18 protein-coding genes and 5 tRNA genes are annotated in these 23,354 nt (G+C 39.0%); 21 read left to right on the top strand and 2 right to left on the bottom strand.

Annotation, left to right across the window (positions count from 1 at the left end; translation table 11 throughout):
- Positions 1-81: 81 nt before the first annotated feature.
- The 17 genes from mraZ (at position 82) to recN (ending at position 20,216) form a co-directional block, all read left to right on the top strand.
- Complete coding sequence (mraZ, locus tag GM698_RS03080; RefSeq protein ID WP_159629100.1) at positions 82-540, top strand: division/cell wall cluster transcriptional repressor MraZ; 459 nt, start codon at positions 82-84, stop codon at positions 538-540.
- A 19-nt stretch (positions 541-559) separates the two neighbouring features.
- Positions 560-1,501 carry a 16S rRNA (cytosine(1402)-N(4))-methyltransferase RsmH gene (gene rsmH / locus GM698_RS03075; RefSeq protein ID WP_159629101.1) on the top strand — a complete coding sequence of 314 codons (942 nt, stop codon included), beginning with the start codon at positions 560-562 and terminating at the stop codon, positions 1,499-1,501.
- An 11-nt stretch (positions 1,502-1,512) separates the two neighbouring features.
- On the top strand, positions 1,513-1,824 hold the full coding sequence (gene ftsL, locus GM698_RS03070) for a cell division protein FtsL (protein ID WP_176807487.1): 312 nt from the start codon (positions 1,513-1,515) through the stop codon (positions 1,822-1,824).
- 3 nt (positions 1,825-1,827) lie between these two features.
- The gene (locus GM698_RS03065; RefSeq protein ID WP_176807486.1) at positions 1,828-3,888 is read left to right on the top strand and encodes a penicillin-binding transpeptidase domain-containing protein; all 2,061 of its coding nucleotides are present in this window, start codon (positions 1,828-1,830) and stop codon (positions 3,886-3,888) included.
- 8 nt (positions 3,889-3,896) lie between these two features.
- Entirely contained in the window at positions 3,897-5,396 is a 1,500-nt protein-coding gene (gene murE / locus GM698_RS03060) for a UDP-N-acetylmuramoyl-L-alanyl-D-glutamate--2,6-diaminopimelate ligase (RefSeq protein ID WP_209289637.1), read from the top strand.
- A 38-nt stretch (positions 5,397-5,434) separates the two neighbouring features.
- A complete protein-coding gene (gene murF / locus GM698_RS03055; RefSeq protein ID WP_209289636.1) occupies positions 5,435-6,829 on the top strand; it encodes a UDP-N-acetylmuramoyl-tripeptide--D-alanyl-D-alanine ligase in 1,395 nt (464 codons plus the stop codon).
- Between the two features lie 23 nt (positions 6,830-6,852).
- Positions 6,853-7,935: a phospho-N-acetylmuramoyl-pentapeptide-transferase gene (gene mraY, locus GM698_RS03050; protein WP_176807483.1), complete on the top strand. Its 1,083-nt coding sequence runs from the start codon at positions 6,853-6,855 to the stop codon at positions 7,933-7,935.
- 57 nt (positions 7,936-7,992) lie between these two features.
- The gene (gene murD / locus GM698_RS03045) at positions 7,993-9,294 is read left to right on the top strand and encodes a UDP-N-acetylmuramoyl-L-alanine--D-glutamate ligase (RefSeq protein WP_176809625.1); all 1,302 of its coding nucleotides are present in this window, start codon (positions 7,993-7,995) and stop codon (positions 9,292-9,294) included.
- Positions 9,294-10,472, top strand: coding sequence for a putative lipid II flippase FtsW (ftsW, locus tag GM698_RS03040; protein ID WP_176809626.1), 1,179 nt, complete (start codon positions 9,294-9,296; stop codon positions 10,470-10,472). Before murD ends, ftsW begins: the two co-directional genes overlap by 1 nt.
- Before the next feature lie 119 nt (positions 10,473-10,591).
- The gene (murG, locus tag GM698_RS03035) at positions 10,592-11,647 is read left to right on the top strand and encodes an undecaprenyldiphospho-muramoylpentapeptide beta-N-acetylglucosaminyltransferase (protein WP_176807480.1); all 1,056 of its coding nucleotides are present in this window, start codon (positions 10,592-10,594) and stop codon (positions 11,645-11,647) included.
- 86 nt (positions 11,648-11,733) lie between these two features.
- On the top strand, positions 11,734-13,161 hold the full coding sequence (gene murC, locus GM698_RS03030; RefSeq protein ID WP_176809627.1) for a UDP-N-acetylmuramate--L-alanine ligase: 1,428 nt from the start codon (positions 11,734-11,736) through the stop codon (positions 13,159-13,161).
- A gap of 37 nt (positions 13,162-13,198) precedes the next feature.
- A complete protein-coding gene (locus tag GM698_RS03025) occupies positions 13,199-14,110 on the top strand; it encodes a D-alanine--D-alanine ligase (RefSeq protein WP_176807478.1) in 912 nt (303 codons plus the stop codon).
- Positions 14,110-14,901, top strand: a complete 792-nt coding sequence (locus GM698_RS03020) for a cell division protein FtsQ/DivIB (RefSeq protein WP_176810370.1) — start codon at positions 14,110-14,112, stop codon at positions 14,899-14,901. The genes GM698_RS03025 and GM698_RS03020 overlap by 1 nt, the downstream gene beginning before the upstream one ends.
- A 13-nt stretch (positions 14,902-14,914) precedes the next feature.
- The gene (gene ftsA / locus GM698_RS03015; protein ID WP_176807477.1) at positions 14,915-16,174 is read left to right on the top strand and encodes a cell division protein FtsA; all 1,260 of its coding nucleotides are present in this window, start codon (positions 14,915-14,917) and stop codon (positions 16,172-16,174) included.
- A 30-nt stretch (positions 16,175-16,204) separates the two neighbouring features.
- Positions 16,205-17,404 carry a cell division protein FtsZ gene (gene ftsZ / locus GM698_RS03010; protein WP_176812245.1) on the top strand — a complete coding sequence of 400 codons (1,200 nt, stop codon included), beginning with the start codon at positions 16,205-16,207 and terminating at the stop codon, positions 17,402-17,404.
- A gap of 37 nt (positions 17,405-17,441) precedes the next feature.
- Complete coding sequence (lpxC, locus tag GM698_RS03005; protein ID WP_176807475.1) at positions 17,442-18,362, top strand: UDP-3-O-acyl-N-acetylglucosamine deacetylase; 921 nt, start codon at positions 17,442-17,444, stop codon at positions 18,360-18,362.
- A 174-nt stretch (positions 18,363-18,536) separates the two neighbouring features.
- Positions 18,537-20,216, top strand: a complete 1,680-nt coding sequence (recN, locus tag GM698_RS03000; protein ID WP_209289635.1) for a DNA repair protein RecN — start codon at positions 18,537-18,539, stop codon at positions 20,214-20,216.
- A gap of 242 nt (positions 20,217-20,458) precedes the next feature.
- On the opposite strand, the gene GM698_RS02995 is transcribed toward recN, so the two are convergent.
- Positions 20,459-20,534, bottom strand: a tRNA-Ala gene (locus GM698_RS02995).
- Between the two features lie 77 nt (positions 20,535-20,611).
- Positions 20,612-22,051: a glutamate--tRNA ligase gene (gltX, locus tag GM698_RS02990; RefSeq protein WP_176812246.1), complete on the bottom strand. Its 1,440-nt coding sequence runs from the start codon at positions 22,049-22,051 to the stop codon at positions 20,612-20,614.
- 182 nt (positions 22,052-22,233) lie between these two features.
- Between gltX and GM698_RS02985 the strand changes: the two genes are divergently transcribed.
- From GM698_RS02985 to GM698_RS02970, 4 genes are all read left to right on the top strand, one after another.
- Positions 22,234-22,309, top strand: a tRNA-Val gene (locus GM698_RS02985).
- A gap of 48 nt (positions 22,310-22,357) precedes the next feature.
- A tRNA-Val gene (locus GM698_RS02980) sits at positions 22,358-22,433 on the top strand.
- Positions 22,434-22,510: 77 nt separating this feature from the next.
- Positions 22,511-22,586: transfer RNA gene (locus GM698_RS02975), tRNA-Val, on the top strand.
- Positions 22,587-22,633: 47 nt separating this feature from the next.
- A tRNA-Val gene (locus GM698_RS02970) sits at positions 22,634-22,709 on the top strand.
- Positions 22,710-23,354: the final 645 nt, after the last annotated feature.

Below are 23,354 nucleotides of genomic sequence, written 5' to 3'. Positions count from 1 at the left end.
ACTCAATTAAAGTGGGAAAAAGTGGTGAATTGTGGATCTTTTTCTTATATTTGATATTATTTGGCGGAGAGAATCATTAAAATGTTTCGTGGCGTAAGTTCAATTAGCATTGATAATAAAGGGCGAATAACCATTCCGACCCGTTATCGTGCACAGCTGCTTGAAAAACATCACGGTATTTTAGTTTGCACCGTTGATATCCGTCAGCCCTGTTTGTTACTTTACCCATTATATGAATGGGAAATTGTTGAGCAAAAATTATTGGCCTTATCTAATTTTGACCCTGTTCAACGCCGTATTCAGCGAGTAATGCAAGGTTTTGCAACCGAATGTGAAATGGATTCTGCAGGTCGCATTTTACTCAGCCCTACTCTCCGCCAACATGCCCAATTAGAACAACAAATTATGCTAGTGGGGCAATTAAATAAATTTGAAATTTGGCAAGATAAGCAATGGCAAACTCAAATTGCTGAAGATCTTGCTTTTGGCAGTTCAATTGAAATGCTTAATTGTGATGCCTTAAAAAATTTATCGCTATAGTAATTGGATAATAATAAAAATGAGCGACACCTCAAAACATATTACAGTATTATTGCACGAAGCCGTTGATGGCTTGGCAATTAAGCCTAACGGCATCTATATTGATGGCACTTTTGGGCGAGGTGGCCATTCTCGTTTAATTCTATCTAAACTTAGTGAAAATGGGCGTTTAATTGCGACAGATCGTGACCTACGAGCGATTGCAGAGGCGAAAACTATCAATGATCCTCGTTTTCAAATTGAACATACTGCTTTTTCTGCCATTCCTGAAATATGTGAGCGAATGGGGCTTGTTGGAAAAATTGACGGAATTTTATTAGATTTAGGCGTATCTTCTCCTCAGTTAAATGAGGCAGAACGTGGCTTTAGTTTTATGCGTGATGGGCCGTTGGATATGCGTATGGACACCACAAAAGGATTATCTGCCGCAGAGTGGCTATCACAAGTGTCCGTTGAAGATCTGGCTTGGGTTCTTAAGGAGTTTGGCGAAGAACGTTTTGCCAAACGTATTGCACAAGCGGTCGTTTTTTATAATAAATCTGCAAGTGAAAAGATCTCTCGCACCTTACATCTGGCTCAAATTATTAGCGATGCTGTGCCGTTTAAAGATAAACACAAACATCCCGCAACACGCTCTTTTCAAGCGATTAGGATTTTTATCAACAGTGAATTAGACGAACTGGAAAAAGCACTTAGTTCAGCATTAACAGTATTAGCTCCAGAAGGGCGTTTGTCGATTATCAGTTTCCATTCGCTTGAAGATCGTATGGTAAAACAGTTTATGCGTAAACACAGTAAAGGTATGGAAGTACCTAGAGGTTTACCTATTTTAGAATCTGAACTTAATAAGAATATTCCTCTTAAAACGATTGGAAAAGCAATAATGCCAAGTGAGGCAGAAATTGAAGCCAATCCTCGCTCACGTAGTGCCGTACTGCGGATTGCTGAGAAACGCTCATAATAGGATTTAGTATGTCAAATGAACGTTATCCGTTACATCAAATTATTCTTGATGATATTTTTAGCTATAATAAAGTAGCACTTTTATTACTTATTGGCATTGTTATTTCGGCTATTACCACAATTTGGATAACTCACCAAACCCGACTCTCTGTGAGCGAGCGAGGACAGTTAATTCAAGAAAATCAAAAACTTGAGAATCAATATACTAATTTACAATTGGAAGAAAACAGTAGAAGTAGTAGAGCAAGAATAGATGCCGCTGCAACATCTTTTGGGCTCCAGCCAATTGAAAAAGAACAAGAAATTATTTTAGTTGAATAAAAAATGGTTAAGTCAGTTAAATTAAAACGCAAACAAGAAACTCGCGTAAAAAAATCAGAACCTCAAAAGACAGAGAGTAAAAAATTACCGAGTTTTTTACCTGGACGCTTTTGGGTTGTTGCTTTTTTTATGATTTTAATGGTTGCAGGCTTATTAGCACAAACTGCTTATATTCAACTTATTGATTCTGAAAGATTAATTAAAGAAGCAAATAATCGTTCACTTCGAACTCAAGAATTACAATTCACGCGTGGCAGAATCCTCGATCGTAATGGTCGTTTCCTTTCTATTAGCGTGCCTATGTATTCTCTAACACTTGATCCAAGGGAATATTTCGATACTAAGTTACGTCGTTCCAATGCAAGCTGGCGTGCGTTAGCTATCGAAATGGGCACTTCAAAAAGTAAAATTGAAGCCAGTGTGAATAAATTTATTGAAAGAAAAAATGTGTCAAAAGAGAAAGTTGATTTTGACCCCCGCTCTATTCTCAATACCCAAAGCGAGGGTTATTGGACTCAACTTGCACAAGTAACGGGTTTAGATTACAACACGTTAATTGAAAAAGTGCGTAATAATCCAAACTCTGTTTTTGTGCATTTAGATGATGAAACTGCAATGTTAGAACGTGAGAAATTCCAAGCATTAAGTAAGGAAATTGGGCAGTCTTATAATGATTTAATGAGCGAGCTTTATAATAAAAATCGCCAACGATTCGTCTATTTATCCCGCCATCAATCAGAAGCAATTAGTACATATGCGAAACAATTAGATATAGATGCACTTGTTATTAAAGTGGAATCTCGCCGTTTTTATCCTCTAGCAGAAGAGGCCTCTCAACTTATTGGCTTTACTGATAAAGATGATATGACAGGCTCGGAAGGTTTAGAGCGTAGTTTTAATTCTTTACTGGTAGGTAAAAACGGTAAACAAATTATCCGTAAAGATGCTAAGGGAAATACAGTAGAAAATATTCGTTCGGAAAAACAATACGACCCTCAAGATGTTATGCTCAGTATTGATGAAGAGCTGCAATCTATGGTTTATGGCGAAATTAAAAAAGCGGTACAAGAGAATAATGCTGAATCAGGTACAGCGGTATTAGTAGATGTCCAAACGGGTGAAATTTTAGCGATAGCAAATGCCCCCTCATTCAATCCGAACAAGCGTGATAGCTTTAAACCAGAACTAATGCGTAATCGTGCAATTACAGATACTTTTGAACCAGGTTCAACGGTTAAACCTTTTACTGTCTTAACAGCCCTGCATCATAAAGTTACTGACAAAGAGGAAGTCATTAACACACGGCCTTTTGTAGTTAATGGCTATACAATCAAAGACGTTGCACCACGAGATAGCTTAACGCTTACTGGTATTTTGCAGAAATCCAGTAATATTGGTGTGAGTAAATTAGCACTCAGAATGCCTGCTACTAAATTAGTAGATACCTACACCAAAGTTGGTTTTGGCAAAGATACTGGTTTAGGTTTAGGCGAACAGCGAGGTACAAACGGAGACCGTAAACGCTGGGCTGATATTGAACGAGCAACACTTTCTTATGGCTACGGCTTGAATGTTACCCCCCTTCAGCTTGCTCGTGCTTATGCAACGCTAGGTAGCTTTGGGATTTATCGCCCACTTTCTATCACAAAAGTTGATCCGCCTGTGATTGGCGAACGAGTATTGCCTGAAAAAACTACTCGTGATGTAGTACAAATGATGGAAAGTGTTGCTGCAAAAGGCGAAGGTGGGCATCGAGCAGCCGTTGATGGCTACCGTGTGGCAATTAAAACAGGTACAGCTCGTAAGCTCGAAAATGGTAAATATGTAGAGAAATATATTGCGTATACTGCAGGGCTTGCTCCAGCGAGTGATCCACGTTTCGCGTTAGTGGTACTTATTAATGAACCCAAAGCGGGCAACTATTATGGTGGTTTTGTTTCGGCACCGCTATTCTCTCGCATTATGGGTTATACGCTTAAACAACGTAATGTTAAGCCAGATAACTTAACGTCAGACACTCAAAGTGCCGTGCGTGAAATCAAATTAGAACGTAGTATGAATTAAGGTCAGTTATGAAACGTTTATTCCCTTTCATTACAACACTTGATGCTTGGGTTGAAGAGCTTACCGAGCTAAAGCAAATGACATTAGACAGCCGCCAAATACAACAAGGCGACTTATTTATTGCCCTTAAAGGTCATCAAGTTGATGGCAGAAAATTTATCCTAAATGCGATTGAGAACGGGGCAAAAATTGTTTTAGCCGAAGCGGAAGAAGATCAAATCGAAGTAGAGCTTGATCCACAATTTGCAAAATTTAACCTAGATCGTACCGCTTGTTGTAAAGTCATTTCGGTGCCTCAGCTGCCAAAATGGCTTTCTGCTATTGCAGGGGCTTTTTACGATAATCCCTCACAAAAATTAGTTTTAGCAGGCATTACTGGCACGAATGGTAAAACGACGACAGCCCAACTGCTTGCACAATGGCGTAATTTATTCGGTGGAAAATCAGCAGTAATGGGCACGATTGGCAACGGCTTATACGGCAAAGTACAAGAAGCGGTAAATACCACAGGCTCAGCAATTGAGATTCAACGTAATCTTGCTGATTTTGTAGAGCTTGGAGCAGATTTCTGCGCAATGGAAGTGAGCTCTCACGGTTTGGCACAATTTCGAGCGGAAGCCTTAGAATTTGATTTAGCCATTTTTACTAATTTAAGCCGAGATCACCTCGATTACCACAACACAATGGAAGAATACGCCGAAGCAAAATTCCGTTTGTTTCGTGAATTTGAAACTAAAGTACAGGTAATTAATGCCGATGACGAAATTGGCGCTAAATGGCTTTCAAAATTACCGAATGCAGTGGCTGTAAGTGCTAAGCCAAATTTCAATAGTAATCATAAATTTGTAAAAGCAACTGCTGTAAAATTTACCTTACAAGGTGCCGTTATTCATTTTGAATCAAGCTGGGGAAATGGCGAATTACACAGCCGCTTAATTGGTGCTTTCAACGTAAGCAATATTTTGACCGCTTTTGCAGGTTTACTTGCATTAGGTTTTGATATTCAAACGCTCATCAAAACAGCTCCGCAATTAGTTGGTGTGGCGGGCAGAATGGAATGTATAACAAGCCCAAATAAACCTATGATAATTGTGGACTACGCTCACACACCTGATGCATTAGAAAAAGCATTAGAGGCAGCACGTTTACATTGCGAAGGTGAACTGTATTGTATTTTTGGCTGTGGAGGCGACCGTGATGCAGGAAAACGCGCTCTGATGGCAGCTATTGCGGAAAAATTAGCAGATAAAGTAATTGCGACAGACGATAATCCAAGAACCGAAAACAATCAAAAAATTATGTCGGATATTCTTAAAGGTTTTGAAAACCAATCTGCGGTACAAGTGATCCATAGCCGTGAACAAGCCATTAAAACCGCGATTAAGCAGGCAAAAGCAAGCGATGTGATTTTAATTGCAGGCAAAGGACACGAAGATTATCAGATTATTGGCACGGAAAAATTGCATTTTTCGGATCAGGAAACAGCAAGGAAGTATTTAGCATCTTAATCTACGCTCATACTTAATGATTTATATAAGAAAACAAAATGATAAAACTAACCACCCAACAAATCGCTGACATTCTTAATGCCAAACTTATCGGCAGCGGTGATATTATGGTTGAAACCACCAGCACCGACACACGTCAAGCGGTCGAAAATGGTTTATTTTTTGCATTAAAAGGTGAACATTTTGATGCACATCATTATCTTAAAAGTGCCGTGAAGCAAGGTTGTGTGGCAGTTGTCGTTGAGCGTGAGAGTGATATTGATGTGCCACAAATTGTGGTGGCAGATACTCGCCTTGCATTCGGTGAATTGGCGAAGTGGTTAAAAGCAAAACTGAATCCGAAAACGGTAGCAATGACAGGTTCTTCTGGCAAAACTACCGTAAAAGAGATGACTGCAAAAATTTTGCAAAAAATGACCGCTTGTGAAGAGGACGTTTTATATACTTTTGGTAATTTAAACAATGACTTAGGTGTGCCGATGACCCTAATGCGTTTAACGGAACAGCATAAATATGCGGTAATTGAGTTAGGGGCAAATCACATCGGTGAAATTGCTTATACCACTGAAATAGTGAAGCCAGATGCTTGTTTAGTGAATAATGTGGCAGCCGCTCACTTAGCTGGTTTTGGTTCGTTAGACGGTGTTGCAAAGGCGAAAGGGGAAATTTATCGTGGTTTAAAAGACGGCGGCAAAGCGATTGTGAATTTAGCCTTTTATTATCCGCAGTGGCAGAAAGAGATAGGTTCAAATGAAATTCAATCTTTCTCGTATATTGGTTCAGATTCTGATTCTTACGCCGATTATTGGGCAGATGAGGTTGAATTGTTGTTAAATGGCTCACGCTTCACAATCCATACACCACAAGGAGACATCAAGGTCGAACTCCCTTATTTGGGTCGCCATAATGTGAGTAATGCGTTAGCAGCAACCTCACTGGCAATGTCAGTTGGGGCAACATTAGCCGCAGTTAAAGCAGGGCTTGAGCAACGTTTAATGGTAAAAGGGCGTTTGTATCCTTTACAAATTAATGAGAACTGCTTATTTATTGATGATACTTATAATGCCAATGTGGATTCAATGAGGTCAGCCATTTCCGTATTACAACACTATCCTGCATATCGAATTTTCGTCGTAGGCGATATGGCTGAATTAGGCGAAGAAAGTACTCAATGTCATCAAGACGTGGCGGATTTTGCTCAACAAGCGGAGTTAGATTTAATTGTCAGTTTTGGTAAAGAGAGTGCGGTTATCAGCCAAAATCCACAACATCATTTTATTGATAAACAACAAATGGTTGAATTTTTAATGACGATTATTTTGCAAAAAATTGAACAAAAACAACCGCTTGTATTATTAGCAAAAGGCTCTCGTAGTCAAAAAATGGAAACCGTGATTTCCGAGCTTTGTCATCAGTTTCATATCAATTTTTAATTTAATTTTTTAAGGACTAAACAATGTTGGTTTGGCTTGCTGAATATTTGGTGCAATATAATACAGCGTTTAACGTTGTCTCTTATATTACTTTTCGTGCCATTATGGCGTTATTAACAGCAATGGGAATTGGTCTTTGGATTGGACCGAAAGTGATTCGCCGTTTGCAGATCTTAAAATTTGGTCAAGAAGTGCGTAACGATGGTCCAGAAAGCCATTTTAAAAAACGCGGCACTCCAACAATGGGGGGCGTGATGATTCTTGCTGCTATCGGTGTAAGTACATTGCTTTGGGCGGATCTGCGAAACGCTTATATTTGGTTTACTTTATTTGTCTTATTTGGTTATGGTGCGATTGGCTTTGTGGATGATTATCGTAAAATTGTTCGTAAAAATACGGATGGTTTAATTGCCCGCTGGAAATATTTTTGGTTATCAGCCATCGCATTAGTAGCTGTATTTGGTATGTACGCCATTGGGAAAGGCACCGCAGCAACACAATTAGTTGTCCCATTTTTTAAAGATGTGATGCCACAATTAGGTCTATTTTATATTATTTTAGCTTACTTCGTGATTGTTGGTACCAGTAATGCGGTTAATTTGACCGATGGTCTAGATGGGCTGGCGATTATGCCAATTATTCTAGTCGCCTCAGCGTTTGCATTAATTGCTTGGGCAACCGGTAATTTTAACTTTGCACAATATTTGCATATTCCGTTTATTCCAAAAACATCTGAATTAGTTATTTTATGTACTGCAATTGTAGGCGCTGGCTTAGGCTTTCTATGGTATAACACTTACCCTGCTCAAGTCTTTATGGGCGACGTAGGTTCACTTTCATTAGGTGGAGCATTAGGGGTTATTGCGGTATTGGTTCGCCAAGAATTATTATTAGTAGTGATGGGCGGTGTGTTTGTAGTGGAAGCTCTCTCAGTCATTTTACAGGTAGGCTCTTACAAATTACGCCAAAAACGCATTTTCCGAATGGCTCCGATTCACCATCACTTTGAACTAAAAGGTTGGCCTGAGCCTCGAGTGATTGTCCGATTCTGGATCATTACATTGATGTTGGTGCTAGTCGGTTTAGTCACACTAAAATTACGTTAATTGATAAGGTGCATTTTATGAATGTACCTTATGCTGTTTTAAAATTTAGAGAAAAATATGCAAAACCTATATAAAGATAAAATTATAACGGTGATTGGATTAGGCAAAACAGGGTTGTCTTGTGTTGATTTTTTTAGGCAAAAAGAAGCAACCGTACAGGTGATCGACACACGAGAAAATCCGACAGGTGCAGAGCAATTAGATAAGAATATTCCGTTATATACAGGTAGTTTAAAGAGCGAATGGTTACTCAATTCTGATTTGATTGTAATTAGCCCAGGTTTAGCCGTGGCTAGACCAGAAATCCAGCAAGCCATTCAAGCGGGTATTGAAGTTGTCGGCGATGTAGAATTGTTCTGCCGTGAAGCTAAAGCCCCAATTATTGCGATCACTGGTTCAAATGGTAAAAGCACGGTGACAACATTAACCACTGAAATGGCAAAACAAGCAGGGCTAAAAGTTGGAATGGGCGGTAACATTGGTGTGCCTGTTTTAAGCTTATTAGAAGAAGATTATGATCTTTTCGTGCTGGAATTATCAAGTTTTCAGCTTGAAACCACCTACTCACTTAAAGCAAAAGCCGCGACTATTTTAAACATCAGCGAAGATCATATGGATCGCTACCGTTCTCTCGCAGATTATCGCAACGCTAAATTGCGTATTTATGAAAATGCGGAACACATCATTGTAAATGGTGAAGATGCTCAAACTTACCCTGAACAAGCGGTCAAAAATTTAATTCGTTTTGCAGAACAAAATGCAGAATATTCAATACGTAATGGCATAATTTATTCAGGAGATACTGCCATTATTAGCACCAACAAAATGTTAATTAGTGGTCGTCATAATGAGATGAATGCACTCGCTGCAATCGCCTTGGCAGAGGCGGCACATATACCAAGTGAAGGCATTGTGAAAGGTTTGCAAGTTTACGGAGGGCTACCTCATCGTTTTCAAATAGTTGCCACAAATGATGGAGTGCGTTGGATAAACGACTCCAAAGCAACCAATGTTGGGAGTACCGTAGCGGCATTAAATGGGCTGAGAGTGGCGGGTAAACTATATTTATTACTAGGCGGTGATGGCAAATCTGCTGATTTTTCAGCACTTAAACCATTAATTAATAAACCAAATATTGTTTGCTATTGCTTTGGGAAAGATGGTCAAGAGCTAGCTAAATTAAGTGAGCAGAGTGTGTTAAGGGAAACGATGCAAGAAGCGATTGCCGCTATTCGTTCACAGCTTAAAAAAGGTGATATGGTTTTACTCTCTCCTGCCTGTGCAAGCTTAGATCAGTTTAAAAACTTTGAACAGCGTGGTGAGGTATTTGTTTCGTTGGCACAAGAGCAAGACGTATAATGTTAGAGAAATTTAAAACAGAATGGGATAAATGGGTCAGATTAACGCCTTCTAATTCACTGTATGACAGAACCCTAATTTGGCTATTTTTAGGGTTACTTGTTATCGGATTTATTATGGTTACGTCCGCTTCTATTCCCATCAGTACAAGATTAAATGATGATCCGTTCTACTTTGCGGTGCGTGATGGCTTATATATTATTGTCTCCATTATTTTTTGCTATGTTTTTGTACAGATTCCCGTCGAAAAATGGGAAAAATATAATGTCGTGCTATTTTTTATCTCCATTAGTTTTTTGATCGCCGTACTGATTTTTGGTCGATCGATTAATGGGGCTGTGCGTTGGATCCCATTAGGCATTCTTAATTTCCAGCCAGCAGAGTTAGCTAAATTAGCCGTAATTTGCTATTTTGCGAGTTTTTATGTGCGTAAATATGATGAAATTCGTAAGGAAAAAGCCAGTTTCTGGCGGCCAGCAGTGATTTTATTTGTATTTGGTTTTCTACTCATTTTACAGCCCGATTTGGGCAGTACTTTTGTATTATTTGTACTTACATTTTCAATGCTCTTTATCGTCGGAGCGAAAATTATGCAATTTATGTTTTTAGGGGTAGTCGGAACGGTATTATTTGCTGTGCTGATATTAACTTCTGAATATCGCCTAAAACGCGTTACCTCATTTATGGATCCTTTCGCAGATGCTTATGGGGATGGTTTCCAGCTTTCTAATTCCCAAATGGCATTTGGACAAGGTCAATTTTGGGGACAAGGCTTAGGAAATTCAGTACAAAAATTGGAATATTTACCTGAAGCTCACACTGACTTTGTAATGGCTGTAGCGGGGGAAGAATTTGGCTTCTTTGGTATTATTTGCATCGTGCTTTTATTATTACTATTGACGATGAGAGCATTAAAAATCAGCAGAGAATCCTTAATTTTAGAAGAGCGTTTCAAAGGCTATATGGCATTTGGTATTGCGATTTGGATTTTCTTGCAAGGATTTGTGAATTTGGGCGTAGCATCAGGATTATTGCCTACTAAAGGTTTAACTTTCCCGTTAGTGAGCTATGGTGGCTCAAGCTTGGTGATTATGTCCACTGCTATTGCGGTATTGTTGAGAATAGATCATGAAAATCGGGCTGAGCGAATTGGTCATGCCAAAATAAAAACCCTATAGTACAAGCGGTCTATTTTTACTTAAAAATTGCAAAAAATCGGAAATTTTAACCGCTTGTATTTACTTAAGAAGAGGTAAATCAAGTAGAATAATGCGTTTTCATATTAAAAGAATTAAAAATGGCTAAAAAATTATTAGTGATGGCAGGTGGTACAGGCGGACACGTTTTTCCTGCAATAGCTGTCGCACGAGAGTTGCAAAAACAGGGCTGGCAAATTCGTTGGCTAGGTACGAAAGACAGAATGGAAGCCACTCTTGTTCCAAAATATGGCATAGAAATTGACTTTATTGAAATTTCAGGCTTGCGAGGTAAAGGGCTCGGTGCATTACTGAAATCTCCTTTTGCGATCTGTAAAGCGGTGATGCAGGCTCGTAAAATCATTAAAAACTATCAGCCAGATGCAGTGCTAGGTATGGGTGGGTATGTTTCTGGACCAGGTGGTATTGCAGCGAAATTATGCGGTGTACCCGTAATTTTACACGAGCAAAATGCCGTAGCAGGTTTAACGAATGTATGGCTTTCAAAAATTGCTCGCAAGGTGTTGCAAGCCTTTCCAACCGCTTTTAATAATGCAGAAGTAGTAGGCAATCCTGTGCGTGAAGATTTATTGTCTTTGCCTTTACCAAATGAGCGTTTTGCCAAACGAGACTATCCTATCAATATTTTAGTAATGGGCGGCAGCCAAGGGGCGAGAGTGATGAATCAAACCGTGCCAGAAGTAGCGAAAGTGTTGGGTAGCAATGTGTTTATTAGCCACCAAGTTGGTAAAGGTAATTTAGTTGGTATCAAAGAAATATATCAACAAACGGGCAACGGCATTGCCTCAGAATTTATTGATGAGATGAAAGTGGCGTATGAATGGGCAGATTTAGTTATTTGCCGTTCAGGAGCTTTAACGGTTTGTGAAATTGCTGCCGTTGGCTTGCCTGCTATTTTCGTCCCATTCCAACATAAAGATAGACAACAATTTTTAAATGCGAATTATTTGGCGGAATCTGGAGCTGCAGTGATTATTGAGCAAGAGGAGTTTAATGCCCAATCATTATTGAACACGTTACAGCCATTAATTGCCGATCGCCAAAAATTATTAGATATGGCAATCAAAGCCAGAGCCAAAGCAATGCCATACGCGGCACAACGTGTGGCAGAAGTGATTATTCAAGAAGCGAATTAATGAGAGACAAGCGGTCAAATTTTTACTGTTTTTTGCAAAAATTTTGAAAAAAATCACCGCTTGTCAGGTAACGAGTAGGGTTAGAAATGAAAAATTTCCAAGATAAGATAAAGAAATTAGTGCCAGAAATGCGTCGTGTAAGCCAGATTCACTTTATTGGCATTGGTGGTGCAGGGATGAGCGGAATTGCAGAAGTACTACTTAACGAGGGCTATCAAATTTCAGGTTCGGATATTGCTGAGAGTACTGTCACTCAACGCCTGTCGGCTGCTGGTGCCAAGGTGTTTATTGGGCATCGAGCAGAAAATATTGTAAATGCAAGTGTGGTTGTGGTTTCAACTGCAATTGATGAAACGAATCCAGAAATTATTGCTGCTCGTGAAGTGAGAATCCCTGTTATCCGCCGAGCAGAAATGTTGGCAGAAATTATGCGTTTCCGTCATGGTATTGCAATTTCTGGCACACATGGAAAAACAACCACAACAGCAATGATTTCAATGATTTATACCGAGGCAAAATTAGATCCGACCTTTGTAAATGGCGGTTTGGTTAAATCAGCTGGTAAAAATGCCCATTTAGGGGCAAGCCGTTATTTAATTGCTGAGGCGGATGAAAGCGATGCTTCTTTCCTGCATTTGCAGCCAATGGTATCGGTTGTAACAAATATTGAGCCGGATCATATGGATACTTACGGCGGTGATTTTGAAAAAATGAAAGATACCTATGTTCGTTTTTTGCGTAATCTGCCTTTCTACGGTTTAGCGGTGATGTGTGCCGATGATGAAACGGTAATGGAGATTGCTCCGGGTGTTGGTCGTCAAGTGATTACTTATGGCTTTAGCGAAAAAGCAGATTATCGTATTGAAGATTATCAGCAAACAGGTTTTCAGGGGCATTATACGGTGATTTGCCCAACGGGCGAGCGTATTGATGTATTGCTCAACGTGCCAGGTAAGCATAATGCGTTAAATGCAACTGCCGCTTTAGCTGTTGCTAAAGAAGAAGGTATTGAAAATAAAGCAATTTTGGCAGCATTAGCTGATTTCCAAGGTGCAGGTCGTCGCTTTGATCCACTAGGTTCATTTATTCGCCCGAATGGTAAAATTATGTTGGTTGATGATTATGGTCATCATCCGACAGAAGTAGATGTGACTATTCAAGCCGCCCGTCAAGGGTGGGAGGGGAAGCGTGTCGTGATGATTTTCCAACCGCATCGTTACTCACGTACGCGTGATTTATTCGATGAGTTTGTTCAGGTGCTTTCTAAAGTTGATGCGTTAGTTTTATTAGATGTTTATGCGGCTGGTGAATCCCCGATTGTTGGTGCAGACAGTAAAGCTTTGGCACGTTCTATACGCAATCTGGGGAAAGTGGATCCGATTTTAGTTTCAGATACAGATCAACTTGGCGAGGTGCTAGATCAAATTATTCAAGATGGTGATTTAATTTTAGCTCAAGGTGCAGGTAGCGTGAGCCGCCTTTCTCGTGGTTTAGCAGAAAGTTGGAAAAAATAGCCTTTCTCTGGCAAGAGAGTATATCGAAGGATTCAAAATGAGCATTAAAAACGAAAAAATTGCAGTATTATTTGGTGGTGTTTCTCAAGAGCGTGAAGTTTCCCTCAATTCAGGTGCTGCGGTAACAACCGCTTTAAAAAGCTTAGGTTATGATGTGCAAGGGATTGATACCAAAGCATTTCCTATTGAAAAATTAAAAGAAAAAGGCATTCAGCGAGTATTTAATATTTTACATGGCGGTATTGGCGAAAACGGTGTATTACAAGGTGCATTAGAGCAAATGGGCATTCCTTATACGGGTTGTGGCGTAATGGCATCAGCGATAACGTTGGATAAATTTCGTACTAAATTGTTATGGAATGCAGTAGGCTTGCCAACCGCTGATATGGTGGTTGTACAGCGTGGACAAGCGGTCGATTTTGATGAAATTATTGCAAAATTGGGCTTGCCTGTATTTGTAAAGCCTTCTTGCGAAGGTTCAAGCGTGGGCGTTTTTAAAGTAAAAACCCAAGAAGAGCTAGAACCTGCAATTTGTGAGGCATTAAAATTTGACTCTATTGTTTTAGTGGAAGAATTTTTAGCGGGTAAAGAGTATTCAGTGCCTGTTCTAGATGGTGAAGTTTTGCCAGCGGTGCAAATTATTCCAGATGGTGAATTTTATGATTATCACGCAAAATATGTATCAGATAATACTCAATATGTTGTGCCTGTATTAAATGATGACCGCCAAGCTGAAGTGGCGCGATTAGTAAAAGCTGCTTACGATGTGGTAGGTTGTCGAGGCTGGAGCCGTATTGATGTGATGGAAGATGGAGAGGGTAAATTCCGTTTAGTAGAAGTAAATACTAACCCAGGTATGACAAGCCATAGTATTTTTCCTAAATCGGCAGCAACAGTGGGTATTTCATTTGAAAAATTAGTTGAGCGTGTATTGGAGTTAAGTGCTTGATAGCGATTTTCCGTAAGAAAAACAGCACGAATGTGCGTTTAAACGTTTTGAAGCAAAATACCTCGGCTTCTTCACGTAAAGGGCTAGTATTCATAAAGCCATTAATTGTGTTATTATGTGCACTATTTTTATTTAGTGTATATAGTAATTGGCAAAATACGCTTGAAAGTTGGGATAAGACGCCAATTCGAGCTTATGCTTTAACTCATAAAACGCAATTTACAACAAATGCAGATATCCGTAATGCTTTATCTAAAGGCGAGCCTCTCAAAGGATATTTTGGACAAAATATTCAAGAGGTCAAAAATAGGCTTTTATCTATTCCTTGGGTAAAAGAAGTGGTTGTTCGTAAACTTTATCCAGATCGTTTAAGTATTACCTTGATTGAGCATAAGCCGTTTGCGATATGGAATGACAATTATTTTGTGTCAGATCAAGGGACAATTTTTGCTTTACCAAAAGAAAGATTAGGCAAAATGGAACTTCCCTTGTTGTATGGCCCAGATACTGAAGGTAAAAAAGTATTGGGGGCTTGGAATAAAATTCGTGCAGACCTAAATGCTCGTAAGCTTGATTTGACCTCTGTGTCTGTAGATAGTCGGGGTTCTTGGACAATTAGGCTATCTAATCAAGTGGAATTAAGATTAGGCAGGGGAGGGTGGACCTCAAAAATTGATCGTTTTGTAACAATTTTCCCTGAAATTAATGTGCCAGAGGGCAATAGATTATCTTATGTCGACTTACGTTATCCTCACGGTGCGGCAGTTGGTTTTAGCCCTATAAAAAATTAAAAAGTAAAAAAGTATGACAAAAGCAGCAGAATCAAAAATCATTGTGGGTCTTGATATTGGTACATCAAAAGTTGTGGCAGTAGTAGGCGAAGTATTGCCTGATGGTGTTATTAATGTAATGGGCGCAGGAGTTTGTCCTTCTAAGGGTGTTGATCGTGGTGGTGTTATTGATCTTGAGGCTGCTGTAAATTCGATTCAGCGTGCAATCGAGCAAGCTGAATCAATTGCTGATTGCCAAATTATGGGTGTGACCTTAGCGATTTCAGGGCAGCATATTGTTGGTTTAAATGAGTTTGGTTCATCCACATTATCGGCTGGAATTGTGACTCAGGAAAATATTAACAGTGCTGTAGATATGGCAAGAGCAATTAAGTTACAAGATGGTTTAGAAACGTTACATACGATGCCTCAGGAATACCATGTTGATAGACTGCCTGCAACGAAAAATCCGCTTGGCTTATCTGGTATGCGTTTACAAGTTCAAGCTCATTTAATTGCGTGCAATCAAGCGTGGCTTAAAAATTTAAAAAATGCAGTTGAACATGCAAAATTAAAAGTGGATCAAGTTATATTTTCAGGTCTTGCATCAAGTGATTCAGTATTAACAGAAGATGAAAAAGAGCTAGGTGTTTGCTTAATTGATATTGGTGGCGGCACGATGGATATGTTGGTCTATACCGACGGAGTTTTGAGATACAGTAAAGTTATTCCATTTGGCGGAAATAATATTACTGATTATTTAGCTGGCGTATTTACCACTTCTCGTCCAGAAGCTGAAATCCTTAAAGTAACTTATGGTAGTGCAATTTCGCCACCAACTCATAATCCAGATAAAAAAATTGAAGTACCAGGATTAGGTGGTCGTATGGCTAGAACCTTCACACGAACTCAAGTTGCAACGGTAACATCACAATGTTATAACGATTTATTGAAAATGGTGGAAGATGAACTGGCACAATTACGCAATGAATTATTTCAAAAAGGCATAAGACAAGAATTAATTGCAGGTGTTGTTATTACAGGTGGTGGTTCACAAATTGAAGATATTGTAGAATGTGCTAAATCCATTTTTGGCTCACAGGTGCGTGTTGGTTATCCGCTAAATATTACAGGTTTAACAGATTATGTTAATAAACCACAGTATGCAACAGCATTGGGTCTTCTACAGTATAGCCATTATAATGATACTGAACAGAGTACAAAAGCAGATCTTAACGAAGATATCTTTGCTGGAGCTAAGAAAATTATAAACTTCATAAAATCAAAATTTTAATAGTGTTAATAAACACGCAGGGAGATAAAAATGTTTGAACCTATTTATGAACAACCTCAACAAATTGTAAATATTAAGGTTGTTGGCGTTGGCGGCGGTGGCGGTAATGCTGTTAATAGTATGTGCCGTTCAGCAGAAGGGATTAATGGTGTTGAATTTTACGACATTAATACTGATGCTCAAGTATTAAGAACGAGAACAGTCAGCCAGACTATTCAAATCGGTGGTAACTTAACTGGTGGTCGCGGTGCTGGTGGCAGACCTGAAATTGGTCAAAAATCTGCATTAGAAGATAAAGATGCTATTGCAAATGCACTAAGTGGTGCACATATGGTATTTATTGCTGCTGGTATGGGAGGCGGTACAGGAACTGGAGCTGCCCCTATTGTTGCTCAGATAGCAAAAGAGCAAGGTGCATTAACAGTAGGCGTGGTAACTAAGCCATTTCGTTTTGAACAAGGAAAGCGTATGCGTAATGCTGAAGAGGGTATTCGCCAACTTTCGCAATATGTAGATTCTTTGATTGTCATTCCAAATGATAAATTACGTACTTTAGGTAAAGGCATTTCAATGGTTGAAGCTTTTGCTGCCGCTGATGATGTACTAAGTAATTGCGTATTAGGTATTAGTAATATGATTACTAGCTCAGGCGGATCAACGGGTATTGATATTAATGTTGATTTTGCAGATGTTGAAAATGTAATGTCTGACAAAGGTATCGCGATGATTGGTACAGGTTTTGCTGAAGGGGCAGTTGGAGAGGGCAGAGCTGAAGCAGCTATGGAAGCGGCTATTTCAAGTCCATTGCTTGAAAATGTAGATATTACTGGTGCAACAGGAATGTTGATTAATATTAGTGCAGGTACTGATTTCGCCTTAGACGAAGTTTATGCTATGATGGATCTAATTGAAGGGCGTGCTTCTGAAGATGCAGATGTTATTTTTGGGTGTAACTATTATCCTGAAATGGATGGTAAAGTAAGTGTTACACTTGTTGCAACTGGTATTGGGCAGCTTGAAGAACCACTAAATCTTGCTCATAAAGAGCGTCAAAAACATTCTCCGTTTGTTCAGCAAACGCACCCAGACTTTACAAAACCATTAGGCTATAATCAATCTAATCAATTTGAGCAGCCACAAGTTCAAAAACCTGTAGCACCAAAGCCACAATCTGTGGACTCAGCACAGATTTTTAATCCAAGCTCAATGCCAGGTTTTATGAGAAAATAGTCAATAGCTTCCAACATTTGGAAAGTAAGGACAAACAATGATTAAACAAAGAACATTAAAACAAGCAGCAAAAGTAACAGGTATTGGCTTGCACAGTGGTAAAAAAGTAACTTTAGTGTTACGCCCTGCGCCCGCTAATACTGGCGTTATTTATGCCCGTACTGATTTAGAGCCTGCAGTTTATTTCCCTGCAAGTGCAGACTCTATTCGTGATACACAATTATGTACATGTATGGTAAATGATGATGGCGTGCGTATCTCAACAGTAGAACATTTGAATGCAGCAATATCAGCGTTAGGCTTAGACAATTTAATTGTTGAAGTAGATGCTCCTGAAATCCCAATTATGGACGGCAGTTCTAGCCCATTTATTTATTTATTATTAGATGCGGGCATTGAAGAGCAAGATGCCCCGAAAAAATTCATTCGTATAAAGGAAATAGTTCGAGTGGAAGAGGGCGACAAATGGGCAGAATTAAAACCCTACGATAAAGGGTTTAAATTAAACTTTACGATTGATTTTAAGCACCCACTAATTTCTAATAATGTATGTAGCTATTCAATGGACTTCTCTGCTCAGAACTTTATTCAGCAGTTAAGTCGTGCAAGAACTTTCACATTTATGAAAGATGTTGAATATCTTCAATCTATTGGTCTAGCATTAGGTGGTAGTTTAGATAATGCAATTGTGTTGGATGATTATCGAATTCTCAATGAAAACGGCTTACGTTTTAAAGATGAGCTTGTACGCCATAAAATGTTAGATTCAATCGGTGATTTATATATGTGTGGCTACAATATCCTTGGTGAGCTTACCGCTTATAAATCAGGACACGGCTTGAATAACAAATTATTACGTGCCTTGCTTGCAAATAAAAATGCTTGGGAATTTGTAACGTTTGAAGATAAGCAGCAAATTCCACAAGGTTATCAAGTTCAGCAAGAAATTTTTATCTAATAGATTAGTAATAAAGACGAGCAGTGATGCTCGTCTTTTTTCTTTTGCAAATTTTTGTAAAAATTCGACCGCTTGTAAGTGGTGTAAATTTACAATTTTTTCCCTTTCCTATTTACTGTTCAAAAAAACAGTTGTACTATACGCCTATACATTTAATTCGTGTGGGGATTTAGTATGCTAACTCAACTTACTATTAATAATTTTGCGATTGTCCGTCATCTTGTTCTTGAATTAAATGAAGGGATGTCAGTCATTACAGGAGAAACAGGGGCGGGCAAATCTATTGCAATTGATGCTTTAGGTTTATGCTTAGGTTATCGTTCAGAAAGTGGAATGATTCGTAACGGGGCAGATAGGGCGGATATTACGGCCACTTTTATTATGCAAAAAAATAGCCCGGCTTATTTGTGGTTAGATGAACACGAGCTTCTTGATGAAGATAATCCACAAGAGTGCATTTTACGCCGTATGATTAATGTTGATGGACGCTCAAAAGCTTTTGTAAATAATAGAGCGTTGCCTGTTGCACAGCTCAGGGAGCTAGGTCAATATCTTATTCACTTAAATGGTCAGCACGCCCCTCAATTATTACTAAAACAGGAATATCAGCTTGAAATCGTAGATAATTATGCTGCTATACAGCCTCTATTAGCTAAAATGGCAAAACAATATGGGAGCTGGAAAGAACTGAATAAACGAGTGAAAAACTTCAGACAGCAATGTCAAGAAAATGAAGCTCGTAAGCAACTATTACAATATCAAGTTGAAGAATTAGATGAGTTTGCAATTAAAGAAAATGAATTTGAAGAGATGGAAGAAAAATATAATGTTTTATCTTCTTCAGAAGAGCTAACTGAGGTTTCAGATGAGATAATGAGCTTGCTAAGCAATAATGACATTAATGCAAATGATCTTATTTATAAAGCTCTACGCAATACAGAAAGCTTAGTTGAGGTAGATGGGCACTATCAAGGTGTGTTGGATATGCTCAATGAAGCGCTGATTCAAGTTCAAGAAGCCAGCTCTGAGCTAGCACAATTGGCCAATAAAATTGAGCAAGATCCAGAATTATTGCACGAATTAGATAATCGTATTGCTCAAGCAATCTCGCTTGCCCGCAAGCATCATATTCAACCTAATCAATTATGGCAGTATCACTCAAAATTAAAAAATGAGTTACAAGGATTGCTTGATTTTGAAGATAATGCAGAACAACTTATTCAAGATGAGAAACAAGCATATGAACAGTGCTTATTCTTAGCAGAAGAAATCTATCAAAAGCGAATAGATGCAGCCAATAAACTTGCTCAGCAAGTTACGAAGCAAATAAAATATTTAGCAATGGAAAATGGTGAATTTTTCATTAAAGTAGAGCATGATATTGAAAAAATATCACCAAGCGGTGCAGATTCTGTTGAATTTAACTTACAAAGCAATCTGGGGCAACAAGCCCAACCTCTAGCAAAAATAGCTTCAGGGGGCGAGCTTTCGCGTATTTCCTTGGCAGTTCAGGTATTAACAGCTAATAAACTTTCTACTCCAACGATTATTTTTGATGAAGTAGACGTTGGTATTAGTGGAGCTGCAGCAACAACTGTAGGTAAATTGTTACGTGAATTAGGCAAAAAATGCCAAGTATTATGTGTTACGCATTTACCACAAGTTGCAAGTTACGGAAATCAACATTTCAATGTACAAAAATATGTTGAAAATAACCAGACTGAAACACAAATGCTTCTCCTCTCAGAGGATGAGCGTGTTCAAGCATTAGCTCAATTACTCGGTGGAAGTAAAATTACAGAAACAGTATTAGCAAACGCCGAAGAAATGTTAAAGCTATCAGAGAATACCTGAACGCTAAGAAGTGACTAAAAAGAATCGCTTCATCTACATTTATCAAGAGCCTTTTTCTTTCATTTTTGTAAATGCACTTACTTAAGGGTTTATCTATTAAGCCAACAAGTTGGGTTTGATTTGGATACTACTTTACATCGTCAACTGAATGCAAACGAACGCATTAGAAATGAAAAAAGCCTTGAAAATCAAGGCTTCTGAAGTGGTTTCAGTTCAAATGAATTTAACTGAATTTATTTATTTGGTGGAGGTAAACGGGATCGAACCGATGACCTCTTGCATGCCATGCAAGCGCTCTCCCAACTGAGCTATACCCCCAATATGGGCGGAATAATATGCTTTCTGTTCTAATATGTCAATGGCTTTAAATAACGATAAAGCCAATTGATTAAAAACTAACTATTTGCTTGAATGAAGCTAATTGCTTTTTCAATACGAGCCAAGGTTTTCTCTTTACCCACTAATTTTGCTGTAATATCCATAGAAGGAGATTGTGCTGACCCTGTTACTGCTAAGCGCAACGGCATACCAACTTTGCCCATACCGATTTCCAATTCAGCTGCGGTTTCATTCATTGCATCGTGAATATTTTCTACCGTCCAATCCGTGCAAGCGGTCAGTTTTTCCAATAATTTTGCAAGTGGCGCAACCGCTTCGGCTTTGAAGTTTTTGGCTACCGCTTTTTCATCATAAGCCTCGAACTCTTCATAGAAATAACGACTGTTGGCGGCTAATTCTTTCAATGTTTTTGCACGCTCGCCTAAAACAGGAATGATTTCTTCTAACGCCACACCATTTTGGTAATCAATACCTTGATTTTGCATATGCCACTCAAGGTGTTTCGCCACATAGCTCGGCTCTAATGAGCGGATGTAGTGGTGGTTTAGCCATTGCAATTTTTCGGTGTTGAACGCACTGGCTGATTTGCTTACAGAGTGAATATCAAATAATTCGATCATCTCTTCACGAGAGAAAATTTCTTGGTCGCCGTGTCCCCAGCCTAGACGAACTAAATAGTTGATTAATGCTTCAGGTAAATAACCATCATCACGATATTGCATTACGCTCACTGCACCGTGGCGTTTGGATAATTTCTGACCGTCATCACCGTTGATCATAGAAACGTGAGCATAGGTCGGTACTGGAGCACCTAACGCTTTTAAAATGTTGATTTGGCGAGGGGTGTTGTTGATGTGATCTTCGCCTCTAACCACGTGAGTAATTCCCATATCCCAGTCATCGACTACTACGCAGAAGTTGTAGGTTGGTGAGCCATCGGTGCGGCGAATAATTAAGTCATCTAATTCGCTATTGCTGATTTCGATACGACCACGAACGGCATCATCAAATACAACGGAACCTTCTTGAGGATTTTTAAAACGCACAACGTGTGGGGTATCAACTGAATGTGAATGCTCTTCTAAACAGCGACGGTCATAACGAGGTTTCTCTTTATTGGTTTCTTGAGTATTACGTAATTCTTCTAGGCGCTCTTTTGAGCAGTAGCAGCGATATGCTGTACCTGCTTCAATCATTTGATCGATTACTTGATTGTAACGGTCAAAACGTTTTGTTTGGAAATATGGGCCGTGCTCCCAGGCTAAATTCAACCATTCCATTCCTTTAAGAATAGCTGCTGTTGCCTCAGGAGTAGAGCGTTCTAAATCGGTATCTTCAATGCGAAGCACAAACTCACCCTGATTATGTTTTGCGTATAGCCAAGAGTAAAGAGCGGTTCTTGCACCGCCCACGTGTAAGTAGCCTGTTGGACTTGGTGCAAAACGAGTACGGACTTTTATGTTTGAATCTAAAGGGAAAAGGGTTTCAATTTTCATTTTATATTGCCTAATTTATTATTTGTAAATTTTGAAGAAAAACTTGTCTATTCTACTACGCTTGAGGGTGAATAATAGTAAAAAATTAATTTTCTGGGGTAAAAAATCAGCAAACAAGGAAAAAAGCGTAAAAAGCGTTTGACGAAAGAGCAAAAATCTCTATAATTCACTTCCACAACAGCGGGCGATTAGCTCAGTTGGGAGAGCACCTCCCTTACAAGGAGGGGGTCACTGGTTCGAGACCGGTATCGCCCACCACTTTAATTTTAAGTGTTCCGATGTTGTGACAATCTAATTTTTGAAAACGGGCGATTAGCTCAGTTGGGAGAGCACCTCCCTTACAAGGAGGGGGTCACTGGTTCGAGACCGGTATCGCCCACCACTTCAACTTTAAGTGTTCTGTTTTCAAATTCCCTTATGATTTTAAGTCTTCCATAAGCATGCTTTTATGTTTAAAGTGGGCGATTAGCTCAGTTGGGAGAGCACCTCCCTTACAAGGAGGGGGTCACTGGTTCGAGACCGGTATCGCCCACCACTTAAGACTAAAATCATAAACCTCACATTACGATTTTCGTATCTGAAGGGCGATTAGCTCAGTTGGGAGAGCACCTCCCTTACAAGGAGGGGGGCACTGGTTCGAGACCGGTATCGCCCACCAATTTAGTCTTATTTTACTAGATTAAATAGATATCTCTTTTAAGTTACCACCCAAAAGAAAATAAATTGGCATATAGGAAAAATAGTTGGTAAAAAGTGGCTTAAAGCCTTATAGTACAAGGCTTTAAGCCCTGTTTTTTGAAAAATGAACAAAAAACTGTCCTTTTTGCCACTATTCCCCAATCCAGAAATATGGCACTCAAAATAATACTCAACGCTACAAATGTTTAAACTGTAATAAATCATTTACCTTCAAACAAAAATTAAATGCTGAATTAATTTGGTATGATTATTCTGTTGGAAAACAAACGCAACAACAATTAGCCGATAAATATCATTGTTCCACTCGAACAATACGCCGATATTTAGAGAAAGCCCCTACCTCTTTATTAAATTCCCCTGGGCATAAATATCTCAATTTAATTATAGATACCACATTTTTCCATCGAGATTTTGGTGTGATTATTTGTCGATTCGCGGTCTAAAAAAGTGATTTATCATCAAATTGTGAAAACAGAAAAAGACATTTACTACAAGAAAGCAATAAATCAACTCAGAGAAAAAGGCTATATAATTCAATCAATTACTTGTGATGGTAGGCGTGGTTTGTTAAGGGATATGCTAAATACACCAACATAAATGTGTC

It is taken from the genome of Mannheimia sp. ZY171111, from assembly GCF_017750945.1.
Taxonomy (GTDB): Bacteria; Pseudomonadota; Gammaproteobacteria; order Enterobacterales; family Pasteurellaceae; genus Mannheimia; species Mannheimia pernigra.
The sequence above is the reverse complement of the archived record's forward strand: the minus strand, read 5'-3'. Positions and strand labels throughout refer to the sequence as shown.